The sequence below is a fragment of the Mesorhizobium hawassense genome, from assembly GCF_003289945.1.
GTDB lineage: Bacteria > Pseudomonadota > Alphaproteobacteria > Rhizobiales > Rhizobiaceae > Mesorhizobium > Mesorhizobium hawassense.
Window position 1 is genome coordinate 586,466 of the sequence record NZ_QMBP01000002.1, and the last position, 19,806, is coordinate 606,271.

Here is a 19,806-nt window from a genome sequence, read left to right on the forward strand (position 1 = left end):
CGATGAAAGAAAAGAACCTTCTGGCGGAACTTGCCGCCTATCTCTTCTCCAACTCCGACAAGGAGTCCGGCCGCACCCCGTCCGAGCGCGAGCTGGCGGAGCATTTCGGCGTCAGCCGCGGCCAGATCCGCGAGGCGCTCGCCATCCTCGAGGCCATGCGCATCGTCGAGCGGCGCGCCAAGTCCGGCATCTATATCGACACCAAGCAGGCGAGTGTGGAAGCGTTGGCGCTTTTCGCCCGCGCCGGGCTGCCGCTCGACCCGGTGCAGATCTACGAGACCGTCGAGCTGCGCAAGATCCACGAGATCAAGGCGGCCGAGCTTGCCTGCTCGCGCGCCACGGAAGAAAACTTCGAACGCCTGCGCGAGATCCTGAAGGCTTCCGAAGAGCGCATCGCCGCCGGCGAAGGCCTCGCCAAGGAGGACCGCGAATTCCACCTCGAGATCGTGCGCGCGACCAAGAACAGCGTCTTTCACAACATCTGCAGCGTCTATTACCTGATGGGCGAGCAGCGCCTGCCGATCTATTTCAACGACCCCGAACGCAGCGTTCGCTCGCATGCCGAGCACATCCAGATCTACGAGGCGCTGCTGCGCCGCGACGGCAATCTCGCCCAGGCCTTGATGAACGCCCATTTGCAGGGCGCCGAGAGCTACTGGAAGGGGATCATCGAAGGCCGCGGAACCGAACCGAAAAGCGCTGCTCTCGAGAAGGCTTGAGCGTCTTGCGGCCAAGCCCATTCGCTTGGCGTCGCAAAAATGCGGCCCGAAAGGAACCCTGATGCGCAAGATCCTGTCGACGCATCCGCTGCACCCTCGCGCCACGGCAATGCTGGCCGGCGCCGGGCGGCTCGCGATCGCTTCCGCGCTCGATCCCGAAACACTGACCGCCGAGGCCCGCGACGCCGACATCGTCATCGTGCGCGCGCCGCTGCCGCCTGAGTTGTTTCAAGGCGCGGCGAATTTGCGCGCCGCGATCCGCCACGGCGCCGGGCTGGACATGATCCCGGTCGAGGCAGCGACCGCCGCCGGCGTGCTGGTCGCCAACGTGCCTGCCGTCAACGCCCGCTCGGTCGCCGAGCATGTGATGTTCGCCGCGCTGGCGCTCTCGCGGCGCTTCCGCGTGATGGACCGCGACCTGCGCGCCAAGGGCTGGCTTGCCGGGCGCGAGCACGCCAATTCGACCAGCGAGCTCGCCGGCAAGACGATCGGCATCGTCGGCCTCGGCGCGGTCGGCCAGGCCGTCGGCCACATCGCCGCGCATGGCTTCGACCTCAATGTCGTGGCGACGACGCGCAGTCTGCGCCCGGCGCCCGAGCGCGTTGGCTTCCTGTCGATCGACGCGCTGGTCGAGCAGAGCGACATCATCGTGCTCTGCTGCCCGCTGACGGAGGAAACACGCGGCCTGATCAGCCGCGAGCGCATCGCCCGCATGAAGCCCAATGCGCTGCTGATCAACGTCTCGCGCGGCCCGGTGGTCGACGACGAAGCGCTGATCGAAGCCTTGCGGGCGGGCCGCATCGGCGGCGCCGCGCTCGACGTCTTTTCCACCCAGCCACTGCCGTCGAACCATCCCTATTTCGGCTTCGACAATGTCATCGTCACTCCGCACATGGCCGGCATCACCGAGGAATCGATGATGCGCATGGGCGTCGGCGCGGCGAGCGAGGCTCTGCTGGTGCTGGCCGGCAAGCTGCCGGTCAATCTGCGCAACGCGGAAGTCATCGAGCACTACCGGCGGCGGTTTCCAGCTGGCTGATGCTGCCTCAATTTTCCCGGATTTGACGACGACCTTCCGGCGATGCGCAAGAGCGCCGCGAAAGTCGTGCTGATCGCTATCTGCTGCCTGTCCGCGGCAGCAACCCGCGCCGACGCGCAAGGCAGTTTCGTGCCATGCGACAACGGCCTGCGCTGCGTGGTGGCGCCCTGTCCGTCGACCAGCGCGCTCGACCTGGCCTCCGGCAAGGTCATCAAGGGTGTGTCGGTCGACATTGATGGCCTGCCGCAGCAGGACAAGGCGCTCGACCTTGCGGAAAAGCTCTATGCCGGCAACCTTGTCGTTGCCGGCATCATCGAGAACCGGCCGCATACCTTCAACGGTAAGCAATATAGCCTGCCGACGCTGGTTGCGACCGGCATCGAGCGGGTGTCCAGGGAAAGCGAGCGCGGACACTGCTCGGCGCGCTGAGGTTTTCAGTTCAGTCTCAGCCTTGCAGCAAAGTTTCCAGCGCCGCGGCGATGCCGAGAAGTCGATGATCATGCCCGTGCCTGCCCACCAGCATCAATCCGGCCGGCAGCTTCGTGCCGGGCATCGGCAGCGAGATCGCGCAGAGATCGAATTGGTTGGCGACCTGCGTGTTGCGCAAGAGCAGCCCTTCCGTCCTGTCGCGCAACGCTTCGTCGCCGGTCATGGCGGCAATCGACGGCGCGACCATCGGCACGGTCGGCAATGCCAGCACGTCGATCGTGTCAAGCCGTGCCGCCATGGTCGCCACGAGCTCGCCGCGACGGCGGATCGTGCGGATATAGGCCGAGGCGGGAACAGCCAGCGCGCGCGACAACGGCCCGGTGACGTGCGGATCGACCGGAACGGACGTGCCGCTCGCCAGCCAGTCGGCATGCACCTCGGCGCCTTCCATGGACGCGATCGTGCCGCGCCTGGTGGCCGCGCGCATCTCGGCGATGAGATCGTCGACGGGCAAATCGCCGACGCTGGCGCCGGCCTGCCCGATCCTGTCGATGCAGGCTTCGAAAGCTTCCGTAACCTCGGTTTGCGTCTCGCCGAACAGCATGCCGCGTGGAATGCCGATACGCACGCCGCCGAGCGGAACCGGCTGTAGGGCTGCCGGCTCTTCGCCCGCCATGATCGCGTCGGTGATCGCGCAGTCGGCGACGCTACGGGCAAGCGGACCGATCGAATCCAGCGTCATCGACAGCGGAAAGGCGCCCGTCAAGGGCACGCGCATCGCCGTCGGTTTGAAGCCGACGACGCCGTTGAGCGAGGCGGGGATGCGCACCGAACCACCAGTGTCCGAACCGATCGAGATGTCGCTCGTGCCCTCGCCGACCGCAACGCCCGCTCCCGACGACGAGCCGCCCGGGATCAGGCTGGCGTCGGCGGCATTGCCCGGCGTGCCGTAATGCGTGTTGTCGCCGATCGCGGTGAAGGCGAACTCGGTCATGCTGGTCTTGCCGAGGATGACGGCGCCCGCCTGGCGCAGCCTCTGCACGATTGCCGCGTCCCGGGCCGCCGGCGCGGCGTTCGTTAGGAGGAGCGAGCCGGCGGTGGTCGGCTCGCCGGCGACGTCGAACAGGTCCTTGATCGAAACGATGCGCCCGTCGAGCGGCCCGAGGCTGACACCTGCCTTGCGGCGGGCATCGGACGCATCGGCGGCCGCGTGCGCGGCCTCGACATAGAGCTTCGAGTAGACCTTCTCGTCCGCCGCGCGATTGGCAAGACGTGACAGGATGTTTTCAAGACGATCGCGGACGGATTGCATTTTCGATGTCGGGCCCTGCAAAGTTGCAACGTCTTCTAGGTACGGCCTGATGTCGGGCCGGCGAAGAGATAACCCGGCAAGCGTGCCTTTGCACCCTGCCAGCGATAGGAAGATGCTGATGCTGTACAAAGGCGGCTGCCACTGCGGCAAGGTGGCCTTCGAGGTGCAGGGCGAGCTCGGCATGGCCGTGCGCTGCAACTGCTCGATCTGCGCGCGCAAGGGCGCGCTGCTGTGGGCCGTGCCACATGAGAAGCTCAATCTGGTCGCCTGGGGCGACGACCTCGGCCGCTACACATTCGGCAAGGCTCAAATCGCGCATCGTTTCTGCCGCACCTGCGGCATCCACCCCTTCGCCGAGCATGTCGGCGAAAGCGGCGAGCGGACGGCCTATGTCAACATCAACTGCCTGGACGACGTCGACATCGCCAGCATCGAAGTGTTCGAGTTCGACGGCCGCTCGGCCTGATCTCTACCGATAGCCCGTCGCGTCGGCCGGCTTGCCGGCATCCTGGATTTCAGGGACATAGCGCCAGGCATCGGGACGCGATCCGTCGAGGTCAGTGAAGCCGTAGACTTGCGCCAGTCCGCCGCTGGACAGCGACTGGCCGTTCCAGCGCGAGTGCTCGGAGTCCGAGGCAAGTGCCACCACAGCGCGGCCGACGAAGCGCGGCGTCTCGGATATGACGAAATGCGGCACCTTGGCTGTAGCGTCGCGCCAGTTCTCCTCCCGCACGCCGAATGCCTCCAGCATCATCTCCGAGCGCAGCCAGCCCGGCGTCAGCGAGACGGACGTCGCGCCATGCTTTTCGAGGTCCTTGGCATGTGCCCAGGCCATGCGGTTCACCGCCACCTTGGCGAGATCGTAGAAGGGCGACAGCCGGTAGTGGTCGGCATTGTATTCGGCCGTGCCGTCGGTGACCTCGACGTGCAAGCCGCCCGGCTGCTCGATCATTAGCGGCAATGCGTGATGCGCGGTGATCAGATGCGTATCGATCCCAAGCCGCAGCAGCCGAAGGCCGTTTTCCAGATCGTGCTCCCAGACGGACTTGTTCCATTCGAACAGCTTCTCGCCGCCCCACAGATCGTTGACCAGTATGTCGAGCCTGCCCTGCTCGGCGCGGATACGCGCAACAAGCTGCAGAACCTCTTCGGAGACCAGATGGTCGACGCGGACGGCAATGCCCCTGCCGCCCTGCGCGGTGACCAGCTCCGCTGTCTCCTGGATGGTTTCGGGGCGCTGATAATCCGATTGCGAGGTGCGGGTCGTGCGGCCGGTGACATAGACCGTGGCGCCGGCAGCGCCCAGCTCGACCGCAATTCCACGGCCCGCGCCACGCGTTGCGCCGGCAACGAGCGCGACTTTCCCTTGAAGCCTCATGAAACCTCCAAACTTGAACTGAGCGCAATGTGAGCTGGCGTTTGCCGCGCTCATCATTTATAAATGATCGTTCGTTTATAAATGAGAGTCAAGATGACCCGGCCCAAAACCCAATCCGACGAGCAGGTGCTGGAAGCCGCGTATCGGCTGATGCATGCCGACGGACCGGAAGCATTGACCTTTGAAAGGCTGGCGCAAGCCTGCGGCCTTTCAGGCTCGACGCTGGTGCAGCGCTTCAAGAACAAGGCGCTACTTAAGCAGCGCACGCTGCTCTATGCCTGGGATGGGCTCGACCGAAAGACCGAGCAGGCGGCGGCATCGGTTCCCAGAAGCCCGGCTGGCGCCGTCGAGCTGCTGGTCGCGCTCTCGCGCGGCTATGGCGACATCGAGTCCTATGCCGAAGGTCTGCTCGTCCTGCGCGAGGATTTGCGCGACCCGGCTTTGCGGGCACGTGGCGCTGCCTGGAAGGCTCAACTGAGCAGGGCGCTTGCCGCTTGCTTTGCCAATATTCCCCGCATCCCCGAGGATATCGGCCTGCTTATGGCCGCGCACTGGCAGGGCGCGCTGCTGTGGTGGAGTTTCGGCCCCGACGACATGGAGCTTACGGCCTATGTAGAGCGTAGTTTGAGGCGCTTCGTAACCGCCGTCACAATGCCGGCTCGAAACCTGTAACTGGGCGAAGGAGGGTGTGCGGGGGTTGCCGCTCCTTCATAATCGAAGCGTCAGCCACGCCGGCACGGCCGGCCTGCGGACATGGGCACAGAGATCGGCCTGCCAAATCGGACATCAGGGTCGGCAGCCGCAAAGGCTGGTTTGCGCAATGACCTTGACGGAGATCAAGGACGATTTTCCGATTGGACCTATCCTGCCGATGCGATTGATCGTGAGGCATGATGAACAGGCGAACGATGCTCGTAGGCGCAGGCGCCGCGCTTGTCGCTACCGGCGCCGGTGCCGCCGCTTGGCAATCAGCGGTCGGGTCCATGGCCCAGTATGAGGCCTTCGCCGCCGGCTTGCGTGACCGCCTGACGCCCGATCTTGAGGCCGTCGTCCGCTACGCTACCTTGGCTGCCAATAGCCATAATACGCAGCCCTGGCGGTTCCAGCTTGAGGGGCATGCAATCGAGATCCGGCCTGACCTTCAGAGGCGGACTCCGGTCGTCGACCCTGACGATCATCATCTCTATGTCAGCCTGGGATGCGCCGCGGCCAATCTCACGCTCGCCGCGGCGGCGACTGGCCGTGCCGGCGAGGCTTCGCTTACGGCTGACGGCAACGGAATCCGTTACGATTACTTCATGGGCGCGCCGAAAGCGGACCCACTGACCGACGCCATTCCGAAACGCCAATCGACGCGAGCCGAATATGATGGCCGCGCCACCCCCTCGGCGGATCTCGCCGAACTTGAGCGCGCAGCCGCGATACCGGGTGTAAGCCTGGCGCTTGTCACGGACCGGGCGCGGATGAATCAGGTACGAGACGTTGTCCTTGCCGGCAACGAGGATCAGATGAACGACCCCGCGTTCATGCGCGAGCTGAAACAGTGGATACGATTCAATCCGCGCAGCGCGATGGCGAGCGGCGATGGGCTCTTCTCCGCCTCGAGCGGTAACCCGGCGCTGCCGACCGGCTTGGGTTGGATCGCGTTCGACCGGCTTTTTAACGTCGCGCAGGAAAACCGGAACTACGCCCGTCAAATCGACTCTTCCGCCGGGGTCGCGATCTTTTTTGGCGAGCGACCGGACCATGATCACTGGATCAGGGTCGGCCAGGCATGCCAGCGCTTCGCTTTGGCCGCGACGAAGCTGGGGCTCAAGATCGCCTTTATCAATCAGCCGATCGAGGTCGCGCGCCTGCGCGGCGACCTGGCGGCGATCGTCGGCGAGACCCGCAGACCTGATCTTGTAGTGCGGTTCGGCTATGGACCGACCTTGCCGTTTTCGCCAAGGCGGCCGGTGGCTTCGGTTATCGCATGATAGTGTCGAGCCTGGGTGTTGGCGGCGGCGGCTTTTCCAGTGTCCAGTCACCGACTTTCCGTAGCAGCCATCGCGCGGCATCGGCCCGGAGCTCTGACGGCTCCGGGCTGACACGAGGTAGATCATACCAATCAGACTACTCAGCCCGTTTCGGCCCCATCGCGAAAGTCACCAGGGCCGCGAGCAGCGTCGCCACGGCGCCGTAGGCGAAGGCGCTGGCAACGCCGGCATGATCGACCAGCAGGCCACCGACGATGGCGCCGAGCGCGATCGCCACCTGGAAGGTCGCGACCATCAACCCGCCTGCGCTCTCGGCCTGATCAGGCGCGGCGCGCACCAGCCACGTCTGCAATCCGACCGGCACGGCGCCGAAGGCAAAGCCCCAGGCGGTAACGGCCGCCGCCGCCGCGATCGGCGAGGCGCCGAGCACCAGCAGCGCCACCGCCGACAAGGCGATCAGCAGCGGCGCGAGGCCGACGGCCATCTTCAGGTTGCGCTCGGCGAGGAAGGCGCCTGCGAAATTGCCAAAGAAGCCGCCGATGCCATAGGCGAGCAGCACCAGCGAGATGGTCGCGATCGGCAGCACCGGAACAGTTTCCAGGAACGGCCGCACATAGGTGAAGCCAGCAAACTGTCCGGACGCGACCAGCAGCACAACCAGTAGCGCCACGCGGATCATCGGCCGCTTCAGCACCGCGATCAGCGTGCGGAAGCTTGCGACGGTTGTCGGCGGCAGGCTGGGAAGGGTGGCGAGCTGCACCAGCAGCGCCAGCGCGCCGACGACCGCCGCGATCATGAAGGCGGTACGCCAGCCCCAGATGTCGCCGACATAGGCGCCGACTGGAGCCGCCGTCACGGTGGCGACCGAGACGCCGGTCAGGATGATCGACATGGCGCGCGGCATCAGCCGCATCGGCACGAGCCTGAGCGCCATGGCCGCCGACATCGACCAGAAGCCGCCCAGCGCGACGCCCAGCGCGACGCGGGCAAGAAGCAGCATGGTGAGTGAGGACGCGAAGGCTGCGACGAGGTTGGAGACGATCAGGAGGACGGAGAGGATCCACATCACCAGCCGGCGGTCGAGCCGCTTGGTGATGATCGCCATGGTCGGCGCCGCGATCGCGCCGACGACGGCCGTCGCCGTCACCGCCTGGCCGGCGGCGCCTTCACTGACGCCGAGGTCCTGCGCCAACCGCGTCAACAGGCTGGCGGGCAGGAATTCGGCGGTGACTAGGCCGAAAACGCCGAGTGCCAGCGAGACCACCGCGCCCCATGCTGGTTCCGTTCGTTCCTCCGGTTCGGTTCTGTCGAGGACGGCGCCGATGGCGCCCGTGGCGGGTTCGGTCATGGCAAATTCTCCGATCTGTCTGCGGCGCCAGCTAGAGGACGACCAGCCCTGGGCTCCACCCGTTATATGCCTGGCGGGCGGCTCGTCAGTTCGGCCTGGTTGCGGCGCAACATTTGGCTGCAGTGCAACATAGGGAGTGACTGGCCGGAGTTTCCATGCTAGAAACGCCGAAATGAACTACAATTCGTCCAAAACCGTTCTACAGGCTTCCGGCGACCCGCTGACCGACATGCTGCGCGGATTGCGCCTCGACGGCGTCGATTACGGCCGCTGCGTTCTGGGCGAGCCCTGGGCGGTTTCCTTTCCCGCGCAGAAGGCGGCGCGGTTCCATTTCATCGGCCAGCAGGGCTGCTGGCTGTTTACGCCGGCCAAGGAATGGACCCAACTTTCGGTCGGCGACGCGCTGCTGATCCCGCGCGGCGACGAGCATGTGCTGGCGAGCGCGCCCGGCGTGCCGCCGGTGCCGATCGGCCGCTACACGATCGAGCCGGTTTGCGAGAATATCTACGACGTCTCCAACGGCTGCGACGGCTGCAAGACCTTGCTGTTTTGCGGCAGCATGCATTTCAACCTCGATGGCTCGCATCCGCTGCTGGAGATGATGCCCGACCTGATGCAGGCGCATAAGCTGATGGCGAACGCGCCCGGCATCCAGCATCTGCTCGACGCGATGGCGGGGGAGGTCACGATGGACCGCGTCGGCTCCGGCGGCATCCTTGCCCGACTGGCCGACGTGCTCGCCGCCACCATCATCCGCTCCTGGGTGGAAAATGGCTGCGGCGACTCCACCGGATGGATCGCCGCCGTGCGCAATCCGGATGTCGGCAAGGTGCTCGCCGCCATCCACCTGCAGCCGGAGCGCGACTGGACGGTCGAGGCGCTGGCCAGGATGATGGGCGCCTCGCGCTCCGCCTTCGCGCAGCGCTTCGCTACCGTCGTCGGCGAGACGCCGGCTAAATATGTCCTGCGCGTGCGCATGCACCAGGCACGGCAGTGGCTTACCCGCGACGGCATGCGGGTTTCGGTGGCGGCATCGAGACTGGGCTACGATTCCGAGGCCTCCTTCAGCCGCGCCTTCAAGCGGGTGATGGGCCTGGCGCCGAGCCATTTCCGCAATGCCGCCGGTGAAGAACAAGCCTAGAGCAATTCCAGGAAAAGCGCGTACCGGTTTTCCGTCCGGAATTGCGCAAAAAAAGACTAGAGCGGCTCGGGCGATTCCGTGAAACGCTGAACCGCTCTAAGCACCGGTTGCCGGGGCTGGAGGAACTGCCAAGTCTTTTGGACGCCGCGTCATTCCCCTCTGGTCGAGACGGCATAAGCTGGCTGACGGAGGAACCCGCCATGCCCAATCATCTCGCATCGCTTGCGTTCGCCGCCGCCGCCATTTTGCCGGGACGGGCTTTCGCGCTCGAAGACAGCTACTTGCCCGCCGACAAGATCCCTTACGCCGTCGAAGCGCCGGGCCAGCCGCAGCGCCTTGGTGCGCTATGGGGAGAGCGGGCGAAAGGCCCGGCCGGAACGCTGCTGAAAGTTCCCGGCAACTGGCGCGCTCCTGTCCATGCCCACACCGCCGACTACCGCGCCGTGGTCATCAAGGGTCTTTGGGCGCATTGGCAGATGCAGGACGGCGGGGCGACCAAGGTGGAATTGCCGCCCGGTTCCTACTGGACCCAGAAGGCGGACGAGATGCATGACGATGCCTGCCTCTCGGACACCGAATGCGTGATCCTTCTGATCAACGACACGCCTTACGAGACCTATCTGCCGAAATAGCCGGGTTCGAAGGTTCAATCGGCGAGCAGGTCAGGCCCACCAGCTCCCTGCCACCAACGGATCAGCGCGATCCGGTTCCTGGCCTTCGAAATTCGAAACAGACGTTCAAGGAAGGTCTTGACGGTTGCCGGCGAGATATCGAGGTCCCGGGCGATCTGCTTGTTGGTCATACCCCTGCTCACTCGCATGATGATTTCGGTCTGACGCGGTGAAAGGCTGGGCAGCGCGGGCGAGCCTTCGAGCACGGCCGCGAGTCGAAGCGGGGCGGCAAGTTGCGTCGCCACCCGCGCAAGCTCCGCCTGCTCGCGCTCACTGAAACCCCGCCTGCCGTCGACATAGAGGCCAAGCCACGCCTGCATCCGCCCGTCCCGGCAGAGCATGATGCGGCCGTAGTCTGGGGGATTGCGCGCGTCGCCCATCAGCATCATGGGCAGAGGATTGACCCGCAGGAAGTAATCCTTGCCGTGAACGCCGGCGCCGATCGGCTCGATCCAGCAATTCTGCTGCCAACCGGGCACCCGATCGAGTTTCACCACCCACCGGATGGGCTCTTGTGGGCGCGGCATGGTCTCGCGCCGCATGAGCCGGCCTTCGCGCGAAACAGCCACCGAACCGACCCCGTCGCCGCGTCGGGTGAATGCCAGCGCCAGACCGTGAGGACAGGCGGCCGAGAGCGCCTCGACCGCAAGCGACAGAACTGAGCCGGTATCGCTAAGCAAGTCCGCGGCACGTACCGCTTCCGCCACACGATCACGAAGCATTCGGTCGGCCATGGCCGCCTCCTGTCGGCCATCCGGCCGACTTTATCCTCTGCCGGACGAGCTTATCTTAACCGATCTATCGCAAGGACAGAAGCCGCGGCCACGAGCCATGGACAGTTTGCTCTCGAAATTGCCGCCACTTGTCCTGCTCCTGGCCTTCCTCGGCATCTGGATCTGGGAATGGCTGCAAGCGGCGCGGCCGGGAAAGCGCGATTGGCGCCGGGGCCGTCGAAACCTGGTCATCTCGGTTCTCGGCATCGCCGCGGGTGGGCTCACGGCGGGCGCGTTGCTGGCCTTGTCTTCCACCGTCGAAGCCAATCATTGGGGAATGGCCGCGCTCGGCTTGCCGTTCTGGATCACCTTGGTCGCCGGTATCCTTCTGCTCGATCTCGCGGATTACTGGCGCCACCGGATCAGCCATGCCGTGCCGCTTCTCTGGCGATTGCACCGCGTCCACCACAGCGATCCGCAAATGGATGTCACCACCTCGCTCAGAAGCCATCCGCTAGAGGCAGCGCTAAGGCCCGCCTTTCTCGGAACGGCAATCCTGGCCCTCGGCATTCCGCCACTTCCCGTGACGCTCTATCCAGTCATCCAACTGCCGGTCTTGATCTTCCAGCACGCCAACGTCGCCCTGCCCAAGCAGGTCGATAGCCTTCTTGCATGGCTGATCGCCACGCCGGCGATGCATGTCGTGCATCATTCCCGCTGGATGCCCGAAACCAATTCCAACTACTCGACATTTCTGACGCTTTGGGACCGTATCTTCGGCAGCTTCCGGCCATCGGTCCTACCGCGGGGAATCGGACTGGATGGCTACGACGATGAGCACAGCCAGACCGTGCTTGGTTTGCTCCTCGAGCCTCTTCGCAATCGGCCGACGGCTGCCGGCGTCCGCATCGAGCCGTCCGCCGACGAAGCCGCAAACTAGCCACGGCTTCGCTTGGACCCTATCCGGCGTGCCGCAGGCTGATGCCGCTGCCCTTGTCGAACATCACCACCTTGTCGGGGTTCCAGGCGAAGCGCACCGGCTGCTCGATCGCGACGGCGGTCCTCGCCGGCACGGTGGCCCGCAGCATCGTGTCGCCGACCCTGAGCGTCACGATCTTCTCGACGCCGTGGTTCTCGACATCGTGGACCTGCGCCTCGACCGGCGCGCCGCTTTCCAGGTAGACGTCCTCCGGACGGATGCCGAAGACGAGCGGGCGACCGTCGGTCGCACCGCCCGTCTTCTCCCCCAGAAAAGCCTTGGGTCCCCCTGACAGCGGCAGTTCGAAATTCATCGGCGCCATCACCGCGCGATTTTCGACCAGCCTACCGTCGATGAGGTTCATCGGCGGCGAGCCGACGAAGCTCGCGACATAGGTGTCGCGCGGATTGTTGTAGATCTCATGCGGCGTGCCCGTCTGGACGATGCGGCCGTGGTTGAGCACGCCGACCTTGTCGCCCATCGACATCGCCTCGATCTGGTCGTGGGTGACGAACAGAAACGTGGCGCCGAGCTGCATCTGGAGGTTCTTCAGCTCCGTGCGCAGCGCCTCGCGCAGCTTGGCGTCGAGCGCCGACAGCGGCTCGTCCATCAGGAACACGCGCGGCTTGCGCACGATGGCACGGCCGATCGAGACGCGCTGCATCTCACCGCCGGAAAGCCGGTCGGTCTTGCGGTCGAGCAGATGCTCGATCCGCAGCGTACGGGCGGCGCGCGCGACGCGGTCCTTGATCTCGGCGTCCGGCAGCCGGCGGATCTTCGGCTTCAGCGGGAATTCGAGGTTCTCGCGTACCGTGTAGCGCGGATAGAGCGAATATTGCTGCAGCACCAGCGCCACGTCACGCTCCGCCGCGCCCCAACCGGCAACGTCGACGCCGTCGATGAAGACCTGGCCCTCGGTCGGCTTCTCGAGCCCTGCGATCAATCGCAACGCCGTCGTCTTGCCGGCGCCGGTCTCGCCGAGCAGCACGAAGAACTCGCCGTCGGCAATGTCGAGGTTGAGGCCGGTCAGCGCGGTGTGGCCGCCGAACTTCTTGGTGATGTTCCTCAGTTCGATATGGGCCATTACAGCCTTACCCCCAGCGACTTGCCGCTTGCCGTGTCGAAGAAATGCGCCTGCTCCGGATCGATGCGGACATGGACCTTCTCGCCGGGACCCGAAACATAGCCGGCCTTGGTGCGCGCGCGCAGCATCGTGGAGCCGACCTTGAGGTCGACGATGTCGAAGGATCCGAGCGGTTCGATGATGTTCGCCTCGACCGGCATGTAGCCCGGCGCCGCATCGTGCCGGACGAGCACGCCCTCCGGGCGGATGCCGAGCGTCAGGCCGCCATTGGAATGCCCGTTGAGCTTGGATAGGAACTGGGACGGGAACACGAAGCCGGCCGGCGCGTCGCCGACGGTTACGGAGGCGGCGCCCGCCTGATCCGCGACGCTGGCCTCGGCGATGTTCATCACCGGGCTGCCGACGAATTGCGCCACGAACAGGTTCGCCGGGTGCGAATAGACATCGTCCGGCGAGCCGACCTGCTGGATGAAACCCTCATGCATGATGACGATGCGGTCGGCGAGGCTCATCGCCTCGATCTGGTCGTGCGTGACGTAGATCGTCGTCGACCCTTGCTTGACGTGCAGGCGCTTGATCTCGGCGCGCATCTCCTCGCGCAGTTTGGCGTCCAGCGCGCCGATCGGCTCGTCCATCAGCATGGCCTTCGGCCGTCGCACAAGCGCGCGGCCGATCGCGACCCGTTGCATGTCGCCGCCCGAAAGCGCCGACGGCCTCTTGTCGAGCAGGTCGGTGATGCGCAGCACCCGCGCGACCTCGCGCACGGACTTGTCGACCTCGCCGCTGCTCATGCGCGTGGCGCGCAGCGGAAAGGCGACGTTCTCGAACACCGTCATATGCGGGTAGAGCGAGAAGGACTGAAACACCATGGCGATGTCGCGGTCGGCGGCCTTGAGGTGCTGCACCGCCTTGCCGTCGATCAGGATGTCGCCCTTGTCGATCGTCTCCAGACCCGCGATGGCGCGCAGCGTCGTGGTCTTTCCGCAGCCGGACTGTCCGAGCAGCACGATGAACTCGTTGTCGGCGATGGCGAGGTTGAGATTGTGGATGACCTGGACGGCACCGAAGAATTTCTCGATGCCGCGAAGTTCGATCTGTGTCACTGCCGGGCTCCCTCATGCGTCGCGGCTCCGGTTTCCTCGCTACTGTCCGGCGCGATCTTCGACGTGATGTTGAAGCCGATCAGCCCGGCCAGGATGATCGTCACGCCGTAGGAATGCAGGTTGAGGCTCCATGGCTGGCAGAGCGCAACGATGCCCAGCACCATGAGGATCTGCGACGCCGGCAACAGGTATTTCTCGTTGATGGCGCGAAAACTCATTTGCGGATCGCTCCGAACGTCACGCCGCGAAGCAGATGGTTGCGCAGCAGGAACGTGAAGATCGCGACCGGCAGCAGGAACAGGAAAGTGCCTGCCGCGATCGTCGTCCAGTCCGGCAGGCCGGAGCCGATCTGCGACGGGATGAAGGGCGGCGCCGTCTGCGCCCGCCGGTTGGTCATGATCAGCGCGAAGGCGTATTCGTTCCAGGCGGTGATGAAGCAGAACACCGCGGTGGCTGCGATGCCGGTCGCCGCTTCCGGCAGCACGATCTTGAAGAAGGCCTGCATGCGCGTGTAGCCGTCGACGAGCGCCGCCTCCTCATATTCCTTCGGGATCTCGTCCATGAAGCCCTTCATCAGCCAGACCGAGAAGGACAGGTTGAAGGCGACGTAGAGAATGATCAGCCCAATATGCGAGTCGTTGAGGCCGACCATCCGGTACATCAGGAACATCGGGATGGCGACCACCACCGGCGGCAGCATGCGTGTCGACAGGATGAAGAACAAAAGATCCGCCTCGCCGGCAATCTTGAAGCGCGAGAAGCCGTAGGCGGTGAAGGTTCCCATGCCGACCGCCAGCACCGTGCTGATGACCGCCACGATCAGGCTGTTCATGAAGCGGTCGGGATATTGCGAAAGCTGCACGTCCTTGCCGACCTTGAGCACCCGCTCGCCGCCGTCATAGATGCGTTTTTCCCACCACGGCGCCGCCTCGTACGCTTGCGGGTCGACGGTCTTCTGCATCTGCACGCGCTTGGTGAACAGTCGGATGAACGGCGTGACCTCCGGCTGGAACAGCACGGTGGGCGGCACGGTGATCGCCAGTTCCTTCGGTTTGAAGGCCGTCGAGGCGATCCAGTAGATCGGCGCCAGGAAGATCAGCGTCGCGACCAGCACCGCGGCGATTGCCGCGCGGTTGAAGGCGACCTCGGAAGAAGTGCGGACGGCGGCCATCTGTCAGCGCTCCTTCACCTTGTTGAGATACTTCACGTAGAGGTTGGTGATGGCCAGCACCATGATCAGCACGATGTAGGCCAGGGCGCAGGACTTGCCCGTATCCCACTGCTGGAAAGCCTGCTTGTAGAGCCTGATCGCGATCAGCTCGGCGGTCGGCTGGGTCGTCATCGTGTAGGCGATGTCGAAAGTCTTGAAGGCTTCCATGGTGCGGAAGATCAGCGCGATCAGAAGGATCGGCGAGACCAGCGGCAAGGTGATGCGGGTGAAGGTGTACCACCATCCGGCACGGTCGATCGCGGCCGCCTCGTAGAGATGCTGCGGCACCGCCGACAGGCCGGCGAGCGACAAAAGCATGACGAAGGGCGACCACATCCAGATATCGGTGATCGCGACTGCGTAGAGCGCGCTGTCGGGATTGGAGAGCCAGGCGAAATCGCCAAGGCCGAATACGTAGTTGATCGGGCCCCAGGACGGGCTGTATAGCAGCTGCCAGAACAGGCCGACGACCGCCGCCGACATCATCATCGGCAACAGCAGGAGCGTGGTGATCAGGCCCTTCATCGGAAAGGAGCGGTTGAGCAGCAGCGCAAGGCCGAAGCCGACGATCATCTGTCCAGCCACCGAAACGATGACGTATTTCGCCGTGATGACGAAGTTCGACCAGATGTGGTCGTCGCTGAGCAGCTCGCGATAATTCTGCAAGCCGACGAACTGCCATGGCTCGCTCCGGTTCGCGGCGAAGTTCGTAAAGGAATAGCCAAGCGAGTAGATCAGCGGAAAAATGTTGAAGACGATCAGGAAAACCAGCGTCGGGATGATGAACAGGTTGCGGATGGTCAGGTCGGACCAGCCGCGCGCGGCGGCCCTGGACGCGGGATCGAGATTGGTAAGGGCTACCGAAGCCAACTTTGTCTCCTGAAAACAGGAATGCCGGAGGGGAAAACCCTCCTCCGGCATTCTGACTGTGGTGCTTACTTGTAGCGATTGTACTTGGTGAACGTCGCCTTCCAGTCGGCGGCGGTCTTGTCGAGGGCTTCCTGGGCGGTGCCCTTGCCGCCGACCACGAACGGATAGATGTTCTGGTTCAGCTGATCGAGCACTTCGGCGTATTCAGGTGTTGCCCAGAAGTCCTTGACCATGAACATCGTGTCGTAGAACGCCTTGTTGTAGGGCGTGGCGTTCTGGAAGGCATCCGACTTCAGCACGGCCTGGCTGCAGGTGTAGCCGCCGAGTTCGGCCCATTTCTTCTGCGTCTCGTCCTTGATGAACCACTCGAGGAACTTCATCGCCTCGTCCTTGTTCTTCGAATACGAGACGACCGAGATGCCCTGGCCGCCGAGAGCGGCGAAGCGCTTGCCGTCCGGACCGGCCGGATTGGCGAAGAAGCCGGTGGCGTCGGCATAGGGGTTGGTGGCCTTGTTCACCAGCGGCGGGAAGAAGGCGAAGAAGTTCATGCTCATCGCGGCGAGGCCGCCAGTGATCGCCTGATTGTCTTCCACGAAGAAGGTCTTGCCCCAGCCGGGAGGCGTGAACTTGTAGAGTTCCTTGTACATGTCAAGGCCGGCTGCGGCTTCCTTGGAATTGGTGATGCCGTCGACCTTGTAGGAGGCGTAGTCGCCGAGATCGCCGCCATAGCTGAAGATGGCGCTTTCGACGCCCATCGCCATCGCGTCATAGGAATTGTCGGTGTAGATGGCGACGCCGTAGCGCTTCTGGTCCGGACGGTGGAAGAACTCGGCGATGTCGCGCAGCTGCGCATAGGTCGTCGGCACGGCGAGGTCGTAGCCGTACTTCGCCTTGAAGGCTTCCTTCTCCTTCGGGTCCTCGAACCAGTCCTTGCGGTAGGACCAGCCGATCGCGTCGCCTTCCAGCGGGATCGCCCAGTACTTTCCGGAACCGCCGGGATATTCGGCATAGTATTTGATGGTCGCCGGCGCCATCACGTCGCCGAGCTTGTGCTGGTTGAAGAAGTCGGTCAGGTCGACATAGTGGCCCTGCGTCGAACCGGCGCCGAGCCATTGCGAGTCGCCGACCACCATGTCGTAGGCGTCGCCATGTGCGTTGAATTCGGTGAAAGCCTTGGTCTGGAAGTCAGGCCACGGCGTGGTCTGAACCGTGACCTTCACGCCGGTCTCGGCCGTGTAGTCGTTGACGAGTTCCTGCAGATAGTTCGCCGGATCCCATTCCGCCCAGAAGATGGTGAGTTCCTTGTCCTGCGCGCGGACGGATGTCCCGCAGGCAAGCGCCAGCCCGATACCAGCAATCACGCTGGTCACTATCTTGCGCATAGTTTTCCTCCCTTGTGCGCATTCTACCGTGTCAAGCGAGCCGGCAGCGAAGCCGGCCCTGGTAGTTCCTCCTGTGATGGCACCTCTCCGGTTCCGGGCCTCCTCGCCCTGCCGGAAATGGATCGCAGCCTTCACTTTTGATCCGCAATATCGGTCTTGATCTGGTATTACCAATTTCAGCGTGGCGTCAAGCGCTTTCTTGAAGCGTCAGCAGCAGCCAGACAAGCCAAACATTGCGATATCTGTCTGTTTTACCTTGTTTTTCCTACTCCTTGATATGTATGGCCCTTGCGATGGCCGGCTCACCACAGTTAACATTCAAGACTGCTTGCGTAATCTGGTCGAACCAGATTCAGGTGATTGCCGCCTTCGACGCCGCCGCCATTCCTGCCGATTCAACCCCCGATTCCGCCATCGCGGCGCGAACCAGCGCGCCCGCCGCCCATTGCGCCACCGACATCATCTCGGCGCTGTCCAGCCCCCAGATATCCTTCAGCACCGTCACCACCTCGACGCCGAACATCAGCGACAGCGCCTGGGCCAGACGTCTGAACTGGCGCGGCTTCAAGCGGCACTTGAGCGGCGCGATCGCATCTTTCAGCAAGTCGACGCGATGGCCGCGGGTGAAGGCTGGTTCGGATCCGAGCGTGCCCGCCTGGCGCCGCGCCCATTGATCGAGCGACAGCTTCAGCGCCGCCTTGAACGTCGCCTCGAAGGCCTCGATGCGCGGCATCGCTGTGGCAAACAGATCCGCGACGCGCCGCTCGGCATCGTTCGACGCGGATTTCCAGGTGAGGATAGGGCCAAGCCCCTCATCGACCACGGCCTGCACCAGCGCCGCCTGGCTCGGGAAATACCGGTAGGCGGTGGCGCGCGAAACTTCCGCCGCCTCCGCGACCTCGCTGACCGAAGGCGTCATGCCGGACTGCATCAGCCGCGTCGCCGTTTCCAGCATCAGCCGCCTGGTGCGGGCGCGCGCGCCCTTCTCGACGGCCGGCGCCCGGGCGGCTTCGTCATTGAGGGCGGCTTGTTGACGTGAGACATCCATATCAATACGATACGCGCGTCTCAAAAATTTGCAATGGCGCAATGACGGAGTCCCCACCAGCGACGAGGCTTCGCCGAGGAGCTCAAGGGTGGGGCAAGAAATAGGGTCCCCACCAGCGGCGAGGCTTTTGCCGAGGAGCTTGAGGGTGGGCAATAAGGCAAGCGGCAATGCCGGACACGCCGGATGACGGGGAACCACGGATGGGACGCATCTATGTGGTCGGCACCGCCGACACCAAAGGTGAGGAACTCGCTTTCCTGGCCGATGCCGTCGCGAGGGCCGGCGGCGCGGTCGCTCGTGTCGATATCGGCATGCGCGGCGCGACCGTCCCCGTGGATATCGCCGCGAGCGAGGTTGCCGCGCATCATCCCAAGGGAGCCAGCGCGGTTCTCGGCATCGATGATCGCGGTGCCGCCGTTGCCGGCATGGGCGCCGCCTTCGCCAATTTCATCCGGTCGCGCGACGACGTCGCCGGCGTGATCGGAATCGGCGGCGGCGGCGGCACTTCGATCATCACCGCCGGCATGCGCGCCCTGCCGCTCGGCCTGCCGAAGCTCATGATCTCGACGCTCGCCTCCGGCGATACCGCGCCTTACGTCGATGTCTCCGACATCATCATGATGCCGTCGGTCACCGACATGGCGGGGCTCAACCGGCTCTCGCGTGTCGTGCTGCACAACGCCGCCCAGGCGATCGCCGGCATGGCGGCAAAGCCGGCCCCGGCCACCGCCGGCAAACCGGCGCTTGGACTGACCATGTTCGGCGTCACCACGCCCTGCGTGACCGCGATCGTCGAGCGCCTGCGCGCCGACTATGACTGCATGGTCTTCCATGCTACCGGCACCGGCGGCCGTTCGATGGAAAAGCTCGCCGATTCAGGCCTGCTCGCCGGCGTCCTCGACATCACCACGACCGAGGTCTGCGATTTGCTGTTCGGCGGCGTGCTTCCGGCGACAGAGGATCGCTTCGGCGCCATCGCCCGCACGAAGCTTCCCTATGTCGGCTCGGTCGGCGCGCTCGACATGGTCAACTTCTGGGCACCCCCCACGATCCCCGAGCGCTACCGCGGGCGGCTGTTCTATGAACACAATCCCAATGTGACGTTGATGCGCACCACGGCCGAGGAATGCCGCCGGATCGGCGAATGGATCGGCGGCCGCCTCGCCCGTTGCGATGGCCCGGTCCGTTTCCTGATCCCGGAAAAGGGCGTGTCGGCGCTGGATATCGAAGGCGGCGCCTTTTTCGACGCTGAGGCCGATCAAGCGCTGTTCGACGCTATCGAGCGCACGATCAAGCCGACCCGGAACCGCACCGTGACGCGCCTGCCGCTGCACATCAACGATCCCGCATTCGCCACGGCCGCCGCCGAGGCTTTCCTCGACATCGCCAACACGTGAGACCGAC

At 64.5% G+C, this 19,806-nt stretch carries 21 protein-coding genes; 10 read left to right on the forward strand and 11 right to left on the reverse strand.

Going from position 1 to position 19,806, the window contains the following annotated elements; all coding sequences use genetic code 11:
- Positions 1–2 precede the first annotated feature (2 nt).
- From DPM33_RS07095 to DPM33_RS07105, 3 genes are all read left to right on the forward strand, one after another.
- The gene (locus DPM33_RS07095; protein WP_112096663.1) at positions 3–719 is read left to right on the forward strand and encodes a FadR/GntR family transcriptional regulator; all 717 of its coding nucleotides are present in this window, start codon (positions 3–5) and stop codon (positions 717–719) included.
- Between the two features lie 61 nt (positions 720–780).
- Entirely contained in the window at positions 781–1,758 is a 978-nt protein-coding gene (locus tag DPM33_RS07100; protein ID WP_112096664.1) for a hydroxyacid dehydrogenase, read from the forward strand.
- A 42-nt stretch (positions 1,759–1,800) separates the two neighbouring features.
- Complete coding sequence (locus DPM33_RS07105) at positions 1,801–2,187, forward strand: DUF6748 domain-containing protein (RefSeq protein ID WP_245442027.1); 387 nt, start codon at positions 1,801–1,803, stop codon at positions 2,185–2,187.
- Positions 2,188–2,203: 16 nt separating this feature from the next.
- Here DPM33_RS07105 and DPM33_RS07110 read toward each other — a convergent pair whose 3' ends face one another.
- A complete protein-coding gene (locus tag DPM33_RS07110) occupies positions 2,204–3,499 on the reverse strand; it encodes an amidase (protein WP_112096665.1) in 1,296 nt (431 codons plus the stop codon).
- A 118-nt stretch (positions 3,500–3,617) separates the two neighbouring features.
- Between DPM33_RS07110 and DPM33_RS07115 the strand changes: the two genes are divergently transcribed.
- On the forward strand, positions 3,618–3,965 hold the full coding sequence (locus DPM33_RS07115) for a GFA family protein (protein ID WP_112096666.1): 348 nt from the start codon (positions 3,618–3,620) through the stop codon (positions 3,963–3,965).
- Between the two features lie 3 nt (positions 3,966–3,968).
- Here DPM33_RS07115 and DPM33_RS07120 read toward each other — a convergent pair whose 3' ends face one another.
- Positions 3,969–4,877: an SDR family oxidoreductase gene (locus DPM33_RS07120; RefSeq protein WP_112096667.1), complete on the reverse strand. Its 909-nt coding sequence runs from the start codon at positions 4,875–4,877 to the stop codon at positions 3,969–3,971.
- A gap of 93 nt (positions 4,878–4,970) precedes the next feature.
- Here DPM33_RS07120 and DPM33_RS07125 point away from each other — a divergent pair, with 93 nt between their 5' ends.
- Entirely contained in the window at positions 4,971–5,549 is a 579-nt protein-coding gene (locus DPM33_RS07125; RefSeq protein WP_112096668.1) for a TetR/AcrR family transcriptional regulator, read from the forward strand.
- A gap of 311 nt (positions 5,550–5,860) precedes the next feature.
- Positions 5,861–6,853, forward strand: coding sequence for an Acg family FMN-binding oxidoreductase (locus DPM33_RS07130; protein WP_342634323.1), 993 nt, complete (start codon positions 5,861–5,863; stop codon positions 6,851–6,853).
- A gap of 136 nt (positions 6,854–6,989) precedes the next feature.
- Here the strand turns inward: DPM33_RS07130 and DPM33_RS07135 are convergent, their stop codons facing one another.
- Complete coding sequence (locus DPM33_RS07135) at positions 6,990–8,201, reverse strand: MFS transporter (RefSeq protein ID WP_112096669.1); 1,212 nt, start codon at positions 8,199–8,201, stop codon at positions 6,990–6,992.
- 172 nt (positions 8,202–8,373) lie between these two features.
- On the opposite strand from DPM33_RS07135, the gene DPM33_RS07140 reads away from it, so the two are divergent.
- Both DPM33_RS07140 and DPM33_RS07145 read left to right on the forward strand, forming a co-directional pair.
- Positions 8,374–9,342 (forward strand): AraC family transcriptional regulator, encoded by a 969-nt coding sequence (locus DPM33_RS07140; RefSeq protein ID WP_112096670.1) that lies wholly within the window; start codon positions 8,374–8,376, stop codon positions 9,340–9,342.
- Positions 9,343–9,542: 200 nt separating this feature from the next.
- The gene (locus DPM33_RS07145) at positions 9,543–9,974 is read left to right on the forward strand and encodes a DUF4437 domain-containing protein (protein WP_112096671.1); all 432 of its coding nucleotides are present in this window, start codon (positions 9,543–9,545) and stop codon (positions 9,972–9,974) included.
- Between the two features lie 14 nt (positions 9,975–9,988).
- Here the strand turns inward: DPM33_RS07145 and DPM33_RS07150 are convergent, their stop codons facing one another.
- Positions 9,989–10,747 carry a helix-turn-helix transcriptional regulator gene (locus DPM33_RS07150; RefSeq protein WP_208648369.1) on the reverse strand — a complete coding sequence of 253 codons (759 nt, stop codon included), beginning with the start codon at positions 10,745–10,747 and terminating at the stop codon, positions 9,989–9,991.
- 97 nt (positions 10,748–10,844) lie between these two features.
- Here DPM33_RS07150 and DPM33_RS07155 point away from each other — a divergent pair, with 97 nt between their 5' ends.
- Positions 10,845–11,666: a sterol desaturase family protein gene (locus DPM33_RS07155; RefSeq protein ID WP_167448976.1), complete on the forward strand. Its 822-nt coding sequence runs from the start codon at positions 10,845–10,847 to the stop codon at positions 11,664–11,666.
- Positions 11,667–11,685: 19 nt separating this feature from the next.
- On the opposite strand, the gene DPM33_RS07160 is transcribed toward DPM33_RS07155, so the two are convergent.
- The 7 genes from DPM33_RS07160 to DPM33_RS07190 form a co-directional block, all read right to left on the reverse strand.
- Complete coding sequence (locus DPM33_RS07160; RefSeq protein WP_112096673.1) at positions 11,686–12,789, reverse strand: ABC transporter ATP-binding protein; 1,104 nt, start codon at positions 12,787–12,789, stop codon at positions 11,686–11,688.
- Positions 12,789–13,892, reverse strand: a complete 1,104-nt coding sequence (locus DPM33_RS07165; protein ID WP_112096674.1) for an ABC transporter ATP-binding protein — start codon at positions 13,890–13,892, stop codon at positions 12,789–12,791. The genes DPM33_RS07160 and DPM33_RS07165 overlap by 1 nt, the downstream gene beginning before the upstream one ends.
- Positions 13,889–14,110: a hypothetical protein gene (locus DPM33_RS07170; RefSeq protein WP_112096675.1), complete on the reverse strand. Its 222-nt coding sequence runs from the start codon at positions 14,108–14,110 to the stop codon at positions 13,889–13,891. The genes DPM33_RS07165 and DPM33_RS07170 overlap by 4 nt, the downstream gene beginning before the upstream one ends.
- The gene (locus DPM33_RS07175) at positions 14,107–15,063 is read right to left on the reverse strand and encodes a carbohydrate ABC transporter permease (RefSeq protein ID WP_112096676.1); all 957 of its coding nucleotides are present in this window, start codon (positions 15,061–15,063) and stop codon (positions 14,107–14,109) included. The genes DPM33_RS07170 and DPM33_RS07175 overlap by 4 nt, the downstream gene beginning before the upstream one ends.
- 3 nt (positions 15,064–15,066) lie before the next feature.
- Entirely contained in the window at positions 15,067–15,972 is a 906-nt protein-coding gene (locus DPM33_RS07180; protein WP_095769195.1) for a carbohydrate ABC transporter permease, read from the reverse strand.
- Positions 15,973–16,037: 65 nt separating this feature from the next.
- The gene (locus DPM33_RS07185) at positions 16,038–17,354 is read right to left on the reverse strand and encodes an ABC transporter substrate-binding protein (protein ID WP_112096677.1); all 1,317 of its coding nucleotides are present in this window, start codon (positions 17,352–17,354) and stop codon (positions 16,038–16,040) included.
- A 352-nt stretch (positions 17,355–17,706) separates the two neighbouring features.
- Positions 17,707–18,402 (reverse strand): TetR/AcrR family transcriptional regulator, encoded by a 696-nt coding sequence (locus DPM33_RS07190; RefSeq protein WP_112096678.1) that lies wholly within the window; start codon positions 18,400–18,402, stop codon positions 17,707–17,709.
- Positions 18,403–18,602: 200 nt separating this feature from the next.
- Between DPM33_RS07190 and DPM33_RS07195 the strand changes: the two genes are divergently transcribed.
- Positions 18,603–19,799: a Tm-1-like ATP-binding domain-containing protein gene (locus DPM33_RS07195; protein ID WP_112096679.1), complete on the forward strand. Its 1,197-nt coding sequence runs from the start codon at positions 18,603–18,605 to the stop codon at positions 19,797–19,799.
- The last annotated feature ends 7 nt before the right edge of the window (positions 19,800–19,806 follow it).

Coding starts and splice junctions, on each gene's coding strand:
- DPM33_RS07170 (WP_112096675.1), bottom strand. CDS start 14,110: ATGAGTTTTCGCGCCATCAACGAGAAATACCTGTTGCCGGCGTCGCAG.
- DPM33_RS07105 (WP_245442027.1), top strand. CDS start 1,801: ATGCGCAAGAGCGCCGCGAAAGTCGTGCTGATCGCTATCTGCTGCCTG.
- DPM33_RS07155 (WP_167448976.1), top strand. CDS start 10,845: ATGGACAGTTTGCTCTCGAAATTGCCGCCACTTGTCCTGCTCCTGGCC.
- DPM33_RS07135 (WP_112096669.1), bottom strand. CDS start 8,201: ATGACCGAACCCGCCACGGGCGCCATCGGCGCCGTCCTCGACAGAACC.
- DPM33_RS07150 (WP_208648369.1), bottom strand. CDS start 10,747: ATGGCCGACCGAATGCTTCGTGATCGTGTGGCGGAAGCGGTACGTGCC.
- DPM33_RS07125 (WP_112096668.1), top strand. CDS start 4,971: ATGACCCGGCCCAAAACCCAATCCGACGAGCAGGTGCTGGAAGCCGCG.
- DPM33_RS07160 (WP_112096673.1), bottom strand. CDS start 12,789: ATGGCCCATATCGAACTGAGGAACATCACCAAGAAGTTCGGCGGCCAC.
- DPM33_RS07190 (WP_112096678.1), bottom strand. CDS start 18,402: ATGGATGTCTCACGTCAACAAGCCGCCCTCAATGACGAAGCCGCCCGG.
- DPM33_RS07145 (WP_112096671.1), top strand. CDS start 9,543: ATGCCCAATCATCTCGCATCGCTTGCGTTCGCCGCCGCCGCCATTTTG.
- DPM33_RS07095 (WP_112096663.1), top strand. CDS start 3: ATGAAAGAAAAGAACCTTCTGGCGGAACTTGCCGCCTATCTCTTCTCC.
- DPM33_RS07110 (WP_112096665.1), bottom strand. CDS start 3,499: ATGCAATCCGTCCGCGATCGTCTTGAAAACATCCTGTCACGTCTTGCC.
- DPM33_RS07100 (WP_112096664.1), top strand. CDS start 781: ATGCGCAAGATCCTGTCGACGCATCCGCTGCACCCTCGCGCCACGGCA.
- DPM33_RS07185 (WP_112096677.1), bottom strand. CDS start 17,354: ATGCGCAAGATAGTGACCAGCGTGATTGCTGGTATCGGGCTGGCGCTT.
- DPM33_RS07115 (WP_112096666.1), top strand. CDS start 3,618: ATGCTGTACAAAGGCGGCTGCCACTGCGGCAAGGTGGCCTTCGAGGTG.
- DPM33_RS07140 (WP_112096670.1), top strand. CDS start 8,374: ATGAACTACAATTCGTCCAAAACCGTTCTACAGGCTTCCGGCGACCCG.
- DPM33_RS07175 (WP_112096676.1), bottom strand. CDS start 15,063: ATGGCCGCCGTCCGCACTTCTTCCGAGGTCGCCTTCAACCGCGCGGCA.
- DPM33_RS07130 (WP_342634323.1), top strand. CDS start 5,861: ATGGCCCAGTATGAGGCCTTCGCCGCCGGCTTGCGTGACCGCCTGACG.
- DPM33_RS07120 (WP_112096667.1), bottom strand. CDS start 4,877: ATGAGGCTTCAAGGGAAAGTCGCGCTCGTTGCCGGCGCAACGCGTGGC.
- DPM33_RS07195 (WP_112096679.1), top strand. CDS start 18,603: ATGGGACGCATCTATGTGGTCGGCACCGCCGACACCAAAGGTGAGGAA.